Here is a 12,391-nt window from a genome sequence, read left to right on the forward strand (position 1 = left end):
TCGAGCGCATGCCCAGCAATCCGCGTCTACGCCACAACAACTTCGACCTGATCCGCTTGCTGCTGGCGATGATCGTCTGCCTGGTGCATGCCGTCGAGTTGTCGCAGCAGAGCCTGCTCAAGCCGATCGGCCTGGTGTTGTCCTCCAAGCTGGCGGTGGATGCCTTCTTCGTCATCAGCGGCTTTCTCATCTTCATGAGCTACGAGCGCTCGAGTTCGCTGCGCAGCTACGCCAGCAAGCGGGCCAAACGCATCTATCCAGCCTACCTGTGCATCATCCTGCTGTGCGCCTTCGGTCTTTTCGTCCTCAGCGAACTGCCGGCCGAGCGCTACTTTTCCGCGGCCTGGGTCAAGTACCTGCTGGCCAACCTGACGTTCCTGAATTTCTTCGCACCGGCGCTGCCGGGGGTGTTCGAGGGCAACCTGCTGCCGGCGGTGAACGGGGCACTGTGGACCATCAAGATCGAAGTGATGTTCTACTGCAGCGTGCCCTTGATCGTCTGGTTCGCCCGGCGCTTCGGCCGGCTGCCCGTGCTGCTCGGCCTGTTCGCGCTGTCCAGCCTGTATTCGCTGCTGCTCTGGCATCTCTATGGGCAGAGCCAGAATGAAGTGTTCGCCTTTCTGGAGAAGCAACTGCCGGGGCAGCTGCGCTATTTTCTCGCCGGCGGACTGCTCTACTACTACCTGGCCCATTTCGAGCGGCAGGTGAAGTGGCTGGTACCGCTGGCGCTGACGCTCTACGTCGCCAGTGTCTGGCTGCCGCTGCGCCTGGTCGAACCGCTGGCGCTGGGCGTGCTGGTGGTGTTCGTCGCGCTGTTCGGCTATCTGGGCAATTTCGGCAAGTACGGCGACTTTTCCTACGGCGCCTATATCTGCCACTTTCCCATCATCCAGATTCTGGTGAGCCTGGGGCTGTACAGCTTCTCGCCGTTGCTCGGCCTGCTGCTCAGCGTCGCCCTGACCCTGCTGGCGGCCATCCTCATGTGGCATCTGGTGGAGAAGCGCTTCCTGCTGCGCAGCAGCCATTACGTCCAGGCCGAGGAACGTCCGGCCCGGCCGCTGGCGGTCCTGAAACCGGACGCCGAGACCTAACGGCCGGCCACAACGAAAAAGGCCCACCTTGCGGTGGGCCTTTTCTCTGAAGCCTATGGTGCCGGCACCAGGAGTCGAACCCGGGACCTACTGATTACAAGTCAGTTGCTCTACCAGCTGAGCTATACCGGCGCAGAAGGGCCGCCATTATATCCATTCGCAAGGGCGAGTAAAGCTTGTGCGGGGCGCTTGGTTGCGGGCTCGGCTATCAGCAGGGTTTTGCTTATGCACAATGGCAATGCACTTGATACGCTCGTGCACGGTCTCTGTGCGGTGCGTCACGGATTTATGCAAGTTATTGTTTTTACTAGTCTAAAAATGCTGATCAAAAAATGATCAGTCGTTTCCGAGGCCATTAAGCAGGGCGCTTGCGGCATTTGCCCAGAAAGCATCAACAGAGTTATCCACAGCTTCTGTGAGCAACTCAGGCACGCTCGGCCAGCAGCAGCAGGTTGCGCGGGCTCAGCCGGTAGTCGCAGAAGCTGCCCAGTCGAACCGCATAGCCCTGCTCCTGCAGATACAGCGCGCGGTCGAGCAGCAGCCAGAGTTCCAGTGGGCGGCGGAACAGGTGGCGCAGCAGTTCCAGGTTGCGCACCTCGGCCAGGCGCTGCCAGCCGCGGGCTTCCAGTTCGGCCCAGTCCTGTGCGCCGGGAGTCGGCACGCCGCGCAGGGCGGCGAGGTCGTGGCAGAAGCGGGCGAAGGGCTTGGCCAGCCAGCCGGCGGCCAGCGGCGGGGTGGGCAGGTATTGATCGACGCCGCGCAACTGGCGCTGCAGCAGGTCGAAGGCCAGGCGCCAGGCCATCGACTGGTCGCGCTGGCGGCGCACGCGGGCGCCGGCGGTGACGGTTTCGTTCAGCGGCAGGCCGAGGTCGTCGCGCGACAGCTGCAGGGACGAGCCCTGGGCAGCCGTGGACAGCGGCTGGTAGTGCGGCGTGGCGATGCGGTTATAGCAGCAGGGCGCCACCGCCAGTTGCCGGCAGCCGCGCGCACTGGCCAGCTGCAGCAGGCGCACGTGCAGGTCGCCGCAGGCGTGCAGGGCCACCGGCGTATGCTCGGCCAGTAGGTGCTCCGCGGCGCTGGTGGCGAGCACGTCCTGCTGCAGATGGCGGGCGTCCAGGCCCTGGCGGTGGCTCAGGGCGGCGCCGGAAGCCACCAGTGCGGGATCGTATTCCAGGCAGGTCAGGCGTTGCCCCTCATGCGCCAGCCAGCGGCCCAGGTGGCCCTTGCCCGCGCACCAGTCGAGCCAGTGGCCGGCCGGTGTGGCGAACTGCAGGCGGCTGGCGAAGGCCTGGATCTGCTGCAGCTTGCGTCCGGGGACGTCCACGGCGAGGCGGGCCGGGCGCGCGTCGATTGCCGTCTGCGGCAGTTCGCCCAATGCGGCGAGCGCCTTGGCCTGGGTCGCGAGTTCGGCGAAGGGCGCCGGTGCGTCCAGCTCCCAGGGCCTGCCGTGGCTGGCCTCGGCCTGCTGCAGCGTGCGTGCGCGCAGCCAGGCGGCCAGCTGCGGCAGTTCGCGCTCCCAGGGCAGTTGCAGCTGGACGAAGGGCTTGGGCCGCCACAGCGCCTGGTGGCGGACGAGAAAGACGTCCAGCGCCTGGAAGCGGGCGAGCAGCTGCTCGGCGGAGAGGATGGGCTCGGTCATGGTACGCGGCGGGCGGAACCGGGAGCCGCGGATTCTAGGTTTTGCGCGGCGGGCCGTCGAGGGGCGACGGCCCGGCGCTGCTCAGCGGCCCTGGCAGGCGTCGACGCGCAGCCAGCGTTCCAGCAGGCGGAAGGCGCGTACCAGGACGAAGGCGATGGCCAGGTAGAACAGGCCGGCGGCGAAGAAGATCTCCACCGGCAGGTAGGTGCGGGCGATGATGGTGCGCGCCATGCCGGTCAGCTCCAGCAGGGTCACGGTGCTGGCCAGGGCGCTGGCCTTGAGCATCAGGATCACCTCGTTGCTGTAGGCCGGCAGGCCAATGCGCGCGGCGCGCGGCAGGACGATGTAGAGCATGGTCTTGGCCCGCGACATGCCCAGCGCGCGCGCCGCCTCCACTTCGCCCGGCGGCACCGCCTGGATGGCGCCGCGCAGGATCTCGGCGATATAGGCGGCGGTGTGCAGGGTCATGGTGATGATCGCGCACCAGTAAGGGTCGCGCAGGTAGGGCCAGAGCGGGCCCTGGCGCACGGCGTCGAACTGGGCCAGGCCGTAGTAGACCAGAAACAGCTGCACCAGCAGCGGCGTGCCGCGGAAGAAGAAGATGTAGCCGTAGGGCAGGGCGCGCACGTACCAGTGCTTGGAGGCGCGGGCGATGCCCATGGGCAGGGCGAGGATCAGGCCGGCGATGACGGCGATGGCCACCAGCTCCAGGGTCAGCAGCGCGCCTTCGGACAGGCGCGGCAGCCATTTGATGATGACTTCCCAGTTCATGAGGCGCTCCGGACGAAGCCGCGGCTGGCGCGCTTCTCGAGGAAATGCAGGCCGATCATGGCGAGAACGGTCAGGCCCAGGTAGATGAAGGCGGCGACCATATAGAAGGTGAAGGGCTCCTTGCTGGCGGTCACGGCGATCTGCGAGCGGCGCATGATCTCTTCCAGGCCGATCACCGACACCAGTGCGGTGTCCTTCATCAGGATCATGAACAGGTTGCCCAGGCCGGGCAGGGCGATGCGCCACATCTGCGGCAGGATCAGCTTCCAGAGGATGCGTCCCTTGGACATGCCGAGGGCCAGGCCGGCTTCGCGGTGGCCCTTGGGGATGGCCAGGATGGCGCCGCGGAACACCTCGGTGGCGTAGGCGCCGAAGCACAGGCCGAGGGCGATGGTGCCGGCGGCGAAGGCGGAGAGCTCCAGGCTCTCGATGCCGAGCAGGTCGGCCAGGCTGCGCATCAGGTTGACCGTGCCGAAGTAGATCAGCAGCACCCAGAGCAGCTCGGGCACGCCGCGGACTATGGTCGAGTAGCTGCCGCCGAGCCACTGCAGCGGCTTGTACGGCGAAGTTTTGGCCAGCGCGCCGAGCAGGCCGAGCACCAGGCCCACCGCCAGCGCGGAGAGCGCCAGTTGGATGGTCATCAGGGTGCCGGCGGCCAGGGCGGGGCCGAATCCGTGGAGATCGAAAATCATCGGAGGGCTCGGGTAGCCGCGCCGCCGGGTGGCGACGCGGTGCCGTCAGGTCAGTAGATGCTGAACGGGAAGTACTTGTCGTTGATCCGCTTGTAGGTGCCGTCTGCGATGATGGCCTGCAGCGCGGTGTTCAGCTTCTCGCGCAGCGGGTCGCCCTTGCGCACGGCGATGCCGATCTTGTCGTTGTCGAATACCGGGTCGCCCTTGAACTCGAAGTCCTTGCCGGCGTCGCTCTTGAGCCATTCCCAGTTGACGAAGGTGTCGGCCAGCACGCCGTCGAGGCGACCGGAGGCCAGGTCGAGGTAGGCGTTTTCCTGGGTGTCGTACAGCTTGATGTCGACCACCTTGCCCAGGTTGTCCTCCAGCCAGGTGCCGGCGATGGTGGCGCGCTGCGCGCCGATCACCTTGCCCTTGAGGCTGGCTTCGTCGGTCTTGAAGTCGGCCGACTTGGGCGCGATGAACTGCAGCTTGTTGGTGTAGTAGGGCTCGGTGAAGTCCACCGCCGCCTTGCGCTCCTCGGTGATCGACATCGAAGCGATCAGGAAGTCGAACTTCTTGGCGTTGAGGGCCGGGATGATGCCGTCCCAGTCGGAGGTGACCACCTCGCACTCGGCCTGCATCTTGGCGCACAGCGCCTGGCCGATTTCCACGTCGAAGCCGGTGACCTTGCCGCTGGCGTCGATCAGGTTGAAGGGCGGGTAGGCGCCTTCGGTGCCGAGTTTCAGCTTGTCGGCGGCGACAGCGCTGGTGCCGAAGGCCAGGGTGGCGGCCGCGGCCAGCAGGATCTTCTTATAGTTCTGCATGCATGTTGCTCCGTGTTAGCGATTGCTGGACATGAATTGTTTACAGCGTGCCGATAGCGGGTTGTCAAATACCTGGGCCGGTGGCCCCTGTTCTTCGACCAGGCCCTGGTGGAGGAACACCACCTCGCTGGACACCTGGCGGGCGAAGCTCATTTCGTGGGTGACCAGCAACATGGTGCGGCCCTCCTCTGCAAGCGCGCGGATCACGTTAAGCACTTCTTGTACCATCTCCGGGTCCAGCGCCGAGGTGGGCTCGTCGAACAGGATCACCTTCGGCTGCATGGCCAGGGTGCGGGCGATGGCCGCGCGCTGCTGCTGGCCGCCGGAGAGCTGGTTGGGGTAGACGTGACGCTTGTCGGCGATGCCGACCTTGGCCAGCAACGCCTCGGCCACCTCGATGGCCTCGGCCTTGCTCTGGCCGAGCACGCGGCGCGGCGCCTCGATGATGTTGTCGAGCACGCTCATGTGCGGCCACAGATTGAAATTCTGGAAGACGAAACCGATCTCGCTGCGCAGGCGATTGATCTGCCGGTTGTCGGCGGCGACCAGGTCGCCGTTCTTCGCGGTCTTGAGCTTGAGCTCCTCGCCGGCGACGAAGATCTGTCCCTGGTGCGGGTTTTCCAGCAGGTTGATGCAGCGCAGGAAGGTGGACTTGCCGGAGCCGGAGGAGCCGAGAATGGAGATGACGTCGCCGTCTTTGGCCGTCAGGGAAATGCCCTTGAGCACTTCGAGGTCGCCGTAGCGTTTGTGCAGGTTGCGGATTTCCAGCGCGGGCGTCGCCTCGGCCATGGGGTGTGATCCTCTTCTTCTTCGAAAGCGCTCCGGCGTGCAGCGGGCCGTCCTGGCTGGCGGCCAAGCTAGCATAGCGTTTCCGTGACCGCCAAGCCGTTTGCTGGCCTATGGCTTGCTCCAGGGGCGGGGTGTCGCCTGGCTGCAGCTGCTTGTCGCGCAGGCGAAACAATGGCGCGGGGAAATCGCCGGAGGCAGAAAGCAAAAAGCCCCAGCACAGGGCTGAGGCTCTTCGTTTGCTATTCATGGTGCCCAGGGACGGAATCGAACCGCCGACACGGGGATTTTCAATCCCCTGCTCTACCAACTGAGCTACCTGGGCCAACGGGGCGCTATTAGACGGATTTGAAGGATCAGTGTCAAGCGCGGGTTTGAAAAATATTTAATTATTACGGGCGCTTAGGTGCGTGGCGGGTAGGGTTCGCCGTGCGCACCCTGGATCCTCATTCGCTGGGCGGTACGTAGCCTTCGGCCTGGGCGTATTCCTCGCCGGAGAGGAACTTGTCCATCTCGGTCTGCAGGAACTTGCGGTCCTCGGCGTTCATCATGTTCAGCCGGCGTTCGTTGATCAGCATGGTCTGGTGTTTCTGCCACTCGTCCCAGGCCTGCTTGGAGACGTTGGCGAAGATGTCTTCGCCCTTGGGGCCGGGGTAGGGCGCGCGATCCAGGCCGGGCAGTTCCTGTTTGTATTTGCGGCACAGCACGGTGCGGGTCATGTCGGTTCTCCAGCATTGATGGCTTGCGCCGCGCGTTTCAGCAGCTTCTTCACCGGGGCGGCGAGGCCCAGGCGCGGCGGGGTGGCGAGGTTATACCAGAGCCAGTCGGCCTCGGCCACGCGACTCGGCTGCTCGGTCACCTGCACCAGCCAGGGTTTGATGGCCAGCTGGAAATGGCTGAAGGTGTGGGTCAGGCCTTCCAGTTCGCGGCGCCGGCCGAGCTCGAGCTGCTGTTGCTGGCCGAGGCGGTCGAGCTGTTCGAGGTCGTCCAGTTCCGGCAGGCTCCACAGCCCGCCCCACAGGCCGGTGGAGGGGCGGCGATAGAGCAGGATGTCGCCGGCGGCGTTGACCAGCAGCGGCATCAGCGTGCGTTTCTGCGGCAGTGCCTTGCGCGGCCTGGCGACCGGGTAGCGGATTTCCAGGCCGAGCAGATGGGCCTGGCAGCCGCTGCGCACCGGGCACAGCAGGCAGCTGGGCTTGCTGCGGGTGCAGAGGGTGGCGCCGAGGTCCATCATCGCCTGGGTGTAGTGGTTGACCCGTTCGTGCGGGGTGAGGCGCTCGGCGACGTCCCACAGCTGTTTGGCCACCTTCGGCTCGCCGGGATAGCCCTCCTGCGCGACGTAGCGCGCCAGCACGCGCTTGACGTTACCGTCGAGGATCGGCGCGCGCAGGCCCATGCTCAGGCTGGCGATGGCGCCGGCGGTGGAGCGGCCAATGCCGGGCAGCTCGGCCAGCGCCTCGACGCTGCGGGGAAACTCGCCGCCGTGCTCGCGCATGACGATCTGCGCGGTCTTCTGCAGGTTGCGCGCGCGGGTGTAGTAGCCCAGGCCGGTCCACAGGTGCAGCACTTCGTCTTCCGGCGCTTCGGCCAGATCGCGCACCGTGGGCAGCGCGGCCATAAAACGGTCGAAGTAGCCGAGCACGGTGCTGACCTGGGTCTGCTGCAGCATGATTTCCGACACCCAGACGCGATACGGGGTGATGTTCTGCTGCCAGGGCAGATCCTTGCGCCCGTGCTGGTCGTACCAGGCCAGCACGGCGCCGTTGAACTGCTCGGGGCTCATCGGTTGAACAGGCCCTTGAGTGCGTCTTTCAGGTCCGGGCTGACCTTGTCGCCGAGCTTCTCTTCCAGCTTCTCGGTCAGCTTGTTGCCGGCCAGGCGCGCGGCGATCTTGCCGAGGCCATCCTGGTCCAGGCGGCAGGCCTTGGCGCCCAGTTCCAGCGGGCCGCGGCAGCGCAGCGGCCATTCGATGCCGACGTAGCGTTCGTTGACCTGGCAGGCCGGGTCGGGCATTTCGCGCTGGTCGCCCTCGAGGGTGATGCCGACCTGGTAGTCGAGGCCGAGCACGCGCAGGTCGAGGTCGCCCTTGCCGCTGACCGCCAGGCCCGGCACCAGCGCCTTGAGATCGGGGTTGTGGGCGACGCCGTCACGCACGTTGAGACTGCCCTTGAGTTCGCGGAACGGCGTGTCCTTGCCGGTCGGCGGGTTGCTCGGCACCTTGCGGTTGAGGGTGGCGATGCCGCGGCACAGCTGCTGTTCGAGGTTGGCATCGACCAGCACGCCGTCGTTGAGGACGAAGCTGGCGTTGCCGTTGAGCGCTTCGATCCAGGCCTTCTGGCTGTTGCCGCGGCTGTTGAACTTGGCGTCGAGGTCGAGCAGGCCCTTGATCGGCGAGGGCTGGCCGTCCTTCTTCAGCAGCGGCTCCAGCGGCATACGGCTGAGGCGCTGCTCCAGGCTGAGCATCGGCTCGGCCTGGCGCACGTCGATGCGGCCGGTACTGACGAAGCTGCCGCCCTGCAGCTTGCCGCGGGCCTCTTCCACGGTGATCAGGCCGCCACGGCCATTGGCCTTGAGATTGACGTCGCTGAGCTGATGCTTGTCGTAGGTGAGCTGGGCGAGGCTGAGCGCCAGTTGCAGATCGAGTTTGCGCAACTGATCCACCGGCAGCACTTTTTCGTCGCTCCATGCCTGCTGGGTGGGTTTGTTGGGCAGTGGGGTGGAGCCGTCCTTGCCGGCGCCGGCGATGCGGTCCTTGACCTCCGCCTTGCGCGCTGCAGCGGCGCTGTCCTGGGTTTTGGGCGGCAGGTAGCGGTTCAGGTCGAGCTTGTCGCCCTTGAGGTCAGCGCGCAGGGCCTGCTTGGCAAAGTCGCTCACGCCGAGGTTGCCGCTGAAGGTGCTGCCGTCGAGCTTGAGGTTGAGCTCTTCGAGCATCATGCCTTTGCTGGAACCGTTCAGGCGGCTGACCAGTTCGAACTGGCTGAGGCTATCGCTGGCCTGCATGACCGGCAGTTCGACGCCGACACCTTCGAGGAATTCACGCAGGTTGAGCGAGGCGATGGACAGGCCGCCGGAAATCTTCGCGTCCTTGTCCAGCTCACGTGCCTTGATCTCGCCGAGGGCGCGCAATTGGTTGGACGATAGCTTGAGGCCGTTCCACTCGGCGACGTTGGCCGCCAGGTCGACCAGCAGCTGCCCCTGGGCGGCGAAGTTCAGCGTCTTGCCCTTGAGCGGCTCGCCCGAGGCTTCGCCTGCCAGCTTGAGGTCTTCGAACTGGTAGCGCTTGAGCGCGCGATCGAAGCGCAGCTGGCCCTCCAGCTCGCTGCGCGCGCGCAGCAGCGGCTGGTTGGTGCCGAAGAAGGCGCCGAGCTTGAGCGGGATGGCCGCGCCCTCGCGGATGGCGCCGGTCTTCAGCTCGATGTTTTCCAGGGTGAATTGCTGGTCCTGCTGCGCGTCGTGGTAGTCGATGCGCGAGTTGCTCAGGGTCAGGCTGTCGATATCCAGCTTGATCGGCTGGCCGGCGGGCTTGTCGGTCTTCGTCTCGCTCGGGGCGTCGCTGGCTGGCGGCTGTTCGCTCGGCGTTTGCGCTGCTGCGCTGGCCTGCGCCGGCTTGCCTATGCCTTCCCAGTTGCCGCGGCCCTTGGCGTCGCGCTGCAGGTTGAGGTTGAGGCCGTCGACGCGGATGTCGCTCATCTGCACTTCCTTGCGCAGCAGCGGCAGCACCCGCACCGACAGGCCGAGCAGGCGCAGGTCGGCGAAGGGCTGCTCCGGGGTGTCGGCGCTGGCCAGGGTGGCGTCGGTCAGCTCCAGGCCCAGCCAGGGGAACAGGCTCCAGCCGATATCGCCCTTGAGCTGCAGCTCCAGGTTGGCCTTGTCGCGGGCCAGCTGGCGGATCTCGTCCTTGTAGTCGTTGGGGTCGAACAGGTGGGTCAGGGCGAACAGCAGCGCCACTATGAGCAGCAGCAGCCCGAGGAGGAAAAGACCCAGGATCTTGCCGAGCGCTTTCATGGACGAGTCCTTGTTTCGATAACGGATTGCGGGCGGCCTGCGCGTCGGGCGCGGGCGGCCGTCGATATGGGCGCCGAGTATAGCGTTACAGGGCCGCGGCGACCCGCTCGGCGATGGCCAGGCTGGCGGTCAGCCCCGGCGACTCGATGCCGAACAGATTGACCAGGCCGGGCAGGCGGTGATCGGCAGGGGTTTGGATCAGGAAGTCGGCGGGCGGTTCCCCCGGGCCGCTGAGCTTGGCGCGCACGCCGGCGTAGCCGGGTTGCAGACGCGCGGCGTCGAGCGCCGGGAAGTAGCGACCGATGGCGGCGGCGAAGGGCGCGCGCAGGCGCTCGTCGACCCGGTAGTCGAGGGCGTCCAGCCAGTGCACGTCGGGGCCGAAGCGCAGCTGGCCGGCCAGGTCGAGGGTGGCGTGGATGCCCAGGCCGGCGGTGTTGGCTTCCGGCATGGGGTAGATCAGCCGGGAAAACGGCGCGCGGCCGCTGTAGCCGAAGTAGCGGCCCTGGCACAAATGCAGCGGCGGCACCGGCAGGCCGTCGAGCGTGGCCGCGAGGCGCTGGGCGAATGGGCCGCCGGCGTTGACCACCCGTTGCGCGCGCAGCTCGAACGGCTCGCCGGCGCTGTGACCGCTGGCGAGCCAGGCGTCGCCGTCGCGGCGCAGGCGCTCGACGCGGCTGTGCAGGATCAGCTGCGCGCCGCGACTCTCGGCCACCGCCAGCAGCGACTGCAGATAGGCGTGGCTGTCGATGATCCCGGTGCTCGGCGAGAGCAGCGCGCGCACGCCGCGCAGCGCCGGTTCCAGCTCGCGCAGGCGGGCCTGGTCGACGGCCTGCAGGTCGCCCACGCCGCAGGCCTCGGCGTTGGCTGCGAGGGCCTCGAGCTTGGCGATCTCGTCTTCTTCCACCGCCACCAGCAGCTTGCCGATGCGCCGCTGCGCCACGCCGTGCTGCGCGCACCAGGCGTACAGGCGCTCGCGGCCCTCCAGGCACAGCTCGGCCTTGAGCGAGCCGGGCGGATAGTAGAGGCCGGCGTGGATCACCTCGGAATTGCGGCTGGAGGCGTGGCTGCCGATCAGGCCCTCGGCTTCGAGGATCAGCGTGTCGCGGCCGGCTTCGGCCAGGCGCGCGGCGCAGGCCAGGCCGAGGGCGCCGGCGCCGATGATCAGGGTGTCGATGCTGTGCATGGCGTGTTCGGTGCTGCTGTTTGGCGGGTTTGGCTGCCGCGCGGGTGGCGTTCGCGGATTAGGCTGGCAGCATAACAAGAAGCACGAGGTGGCCATGAACGTCGCGGTACTCGCCTTGCCCCTGTATATCCTGCTGATCCTGCTGGAACTGGCCTACGAGCGGCACAGCGGCCGCCACACCTGGCGCCTGGCCGACGCCGCCACCAGCGTCAACACCGCGGTGCTGCGCCTGTTGCTGGAGGGGCCGTTGCGCCTGCTGCTGATCCTGCCCTATGCCTGGCTCTACGAGCACGCGCGGCTGTGGACGCTGGACGCGACCTCGCCCTGGACCTGGCTGCTCGGCTTCGTCGCGGTGGACCTGTGCTTCTACTGGGCGCACCGCAGCCTGCATCGCTACAACCTGCTGTGGGGCGCGCACCAGCCGCATCATTCCAGCGAGGACTTCAACCTCTCCACCGCGCTGCGCAAGGGTGCTTTCCAGACCGCCTTCGACTGGCCCTTCTACCTGCCGCTGGCGCTGCTCGGCCTGCCCCTGCCGCTGTTCCTGCTGCTGCTCGGCGTGCAGCTGGCCTATCAGTTCTGGATTCACAGCCAGCACGTCGGCCGCCTCGGCTGGCTGGAGCGGGTGCTGGTCACGCCCTCGCTGCATCGCGTGCACCACGGGCAGAACGACTGCTACATCGACAAGAACCACGGCGGCGTGTTCATCCTCTGGGACAAGCTGTTCGGCACCTTCGCCGAGGAGCGCGAGCCGGTGCGCTACGGGGTGACCACGCCGGTGCGCACCTTCGACCCGATCCGTCTGCAGTTCTCCTGGTGGCGCCTGCTCTGGGCCGATGCGCGGGCCACCCGCTCCTGGTGGGATCGCCTGCGTCTGTGGTGGATGCCCACCGGCTGGCGCCCGGCCGACGTGCGCCAGCTGCCCTGGCCGAAGATGGGCGCGGAGAAGTTCGACTGCGCCTATCCGGCCGCACTCAAGGCCTACGCCCTGGTGCAGTTCCTGCTGATCAACGCGCTGGCCCTGGGTTTCCTGCTCAGCCTGGAGCGTGCCGCGTTCTGGGAGCCCTGGCTGCTGGCGGGGCTGATCCTCGCCGGCTGCGTCAGCCTCGGCCTGCTGTTCGAGGGGCGCGCCTTCTGGCGCCTGGAGCTGGCGCGCCAGCTGGCCATGGCCGCGCTGGCGCTGGCCTGGGCGCAGTGGCTGGCGCCGGGACAGTGGGGTTGGGCACTGGCGGTCGCGCTCGCTGGCCTGGCCAGTCTGGGCTGGCTGTGGCGCTTGCTGGCGCGGCCGATGCGAGTGCCGGTGTCCGGCGGGTGAGCCCGCGGCGGCGCCGGGCTGGCTCGTCACGGCCGGCTATCGCGCCCATAGCCTGGCGATCCGACCGCCGCCGGTAGCCGCACGGCCCCTGGCCCGCCTATAATGC

Annotated in this window: 11 protein-coding genes and 2 tRNA genes; 2 read left to right on the top strand and 11 right to left on the bottom strand. The window is 67.1% G+C overall.

Features of this window, described 5'->3' with window-relative positions:
* Positions 1-8 precede the first annotated feature (8 nt).
* Positions 9-1,091: an acyltransferase family protein gene (locus AC1G9C_RS01660; protein ID WP_480409283.1), complete on the top strand. Its 1,083-nt coding sequence runs from the start codon at positions 9-11 to the stop codon at positions 1,089-1,091.
* Between the two features lie 56 nt (positions 1,092-1,147).
* Here the strand turns inward: AC1G9C_RS01660 and AC1G9C_RS01665 are convergent.
* The 11 genes from AC1G9C_RS01665 to AC1G9C_RS01715 form a co-directional block, all read right to left on the bottom strand.
* Positions 1,148-1,223: transfer RNA gene (locus AC1G9C_RS01665), tRNA-Thr, on the bottom strand.
* Between the two features lie 292 nt (positions 1,224-1,515).
* On the bottom strand, positions 1,516-2,730 hold the full coding sequence (locus AC1G9C_RS01670) for a methyltransferase (RefSeq protein ID WP_480409284.1): 1,215 nt from the start codon (positions 2,728-2,730) through the stop codon (positions 1,516-1,518).
* Between the two features lie 81 nt (positions 2,731-2,811).
* Complete coding sequence (locus AC1G9C_RS01675; protein ID WP_021444201.1) at positions 2,812-3,501, bottom strand: ABC transporter permease; 690 nt, start codon at positions 3,499-3,501, stop codon at positions 2,812-2,814.
* Positions 3,498-4,193 (bottom strand): ABC transporter permease, encoded by a 696-nt coding sequence (locus tag AC1G9C_RS01680; protein ID WP_021444200.1) that lies wholly within the window; start codon positions 4,191-4,193, stop codon positions 3,498-3,500. The genes AC1G9C_RS01675 and AC1G9C_RS01680 overlap by 4 nt, the downstream gene beginning before the upstream one ends.
* Before the next feature lie 50 nt (positions 4,194-4,243).
* Positions 4,244-4,996 (bottom strand): ABC transporter substrate-binding protein, encoded by a 753-nt coding sequence (locus tag AC1G9C_RS01685; RefSeq protein ID WP_021444199.1) that lies wholly within the window; start codon positions 4,994-4,996, stop codon positions 4,244-4,246.
* A gap of 15 nt (positions 4,997-5,011) precedes the next feature.
* A complete protein-coding gene (locus tag AC1G9C_RS01690; protein WP_021444198.1) occupies positions 5,012-5,785 on the bottom strand; it encodes an ABC transporter ATP-binding protein in 774 nt (257 codons plus the stop codon).
* A gap of 246 nt (positions 5,786-6,031) precedes the next feature.
* Positions 6,032-6,107 (bottom strand) — tRNA-Phe (locus AC1G9C_RS01695).
* 121 nt (positions 6,108-6,228) lie between these two features.
* A complete protein-coding gene (locus tag AC1G9C_RS01700) occupies positions 6,229-6,501 on the bottom strand; it encodes an oxidative damage protection protein (RefSeq protein ID WP_004374015.1) in 273 nt (90 codons plus the stop codon).
* Positions 6,498-7,565 (bottom strand): A/G-specific adenine glycosylase, encoded by a 1,068-nt coding sequence (gene mutY, locus AC1G9C_RS01705; protein ID WP_480409285.1) that lies wholly within the window; start codon positions 7,563-7,565, stop codon positions 6,498-6,500. Before mutY ends, AC1G9C_RS01700 begins: the two co-directional genes overlap by 4 nt.
* On the bottom strand, positions 7,562-9,787 hold the full coding sequence (locus AC1G9C_RS01710) for an AsmA family protein (RefSeq protein ID WP_457788234.1): 2,226 nt from the start codon (positions 9,785-9,787) through the stop codon (positions 7,562-7,564). Before AC1G9C_RS01710 ends, mutY begins: the two co-directional genes overlap by 4 nt.
* 85 nt (positions 9,788-9,872) lie before the next feature.
* A complete protein-coding gene (locus AC1G9C_RS01715; protein WP_457788233.1) occupies positions 9,873-10,970 on the bottom strand; it encodes an NAD(P)/FAD-dependent oxidoreductase in 1,098 nt (365 codons plus the stop codon).
* A 94-nt stretch (positions 10,971-11,064) separates the two neighbouring features.
* Here AC1G9C_RS01715 and AC1G9C_RS01720 point away from each other — a divergent pair, with 94 nt between their 5' ends.
* Positions 11,065-12,285, top strand: a complete 1,221-nt coding sequence (locus AC1G9C_RS01720) for a sterol desaturase family protein (protein ID WP_480409286.1) — start codon at positions 11,065-11,067, stop codon at positions 12,283-12,285.
* The last annotated feature ends 106 nt before the right edge of the window (positions 12,286-12,391 follow it).

The sequence above is a fragment of the Pseudomonas sp. ABa2 genome (assembly GCF_056676075.1).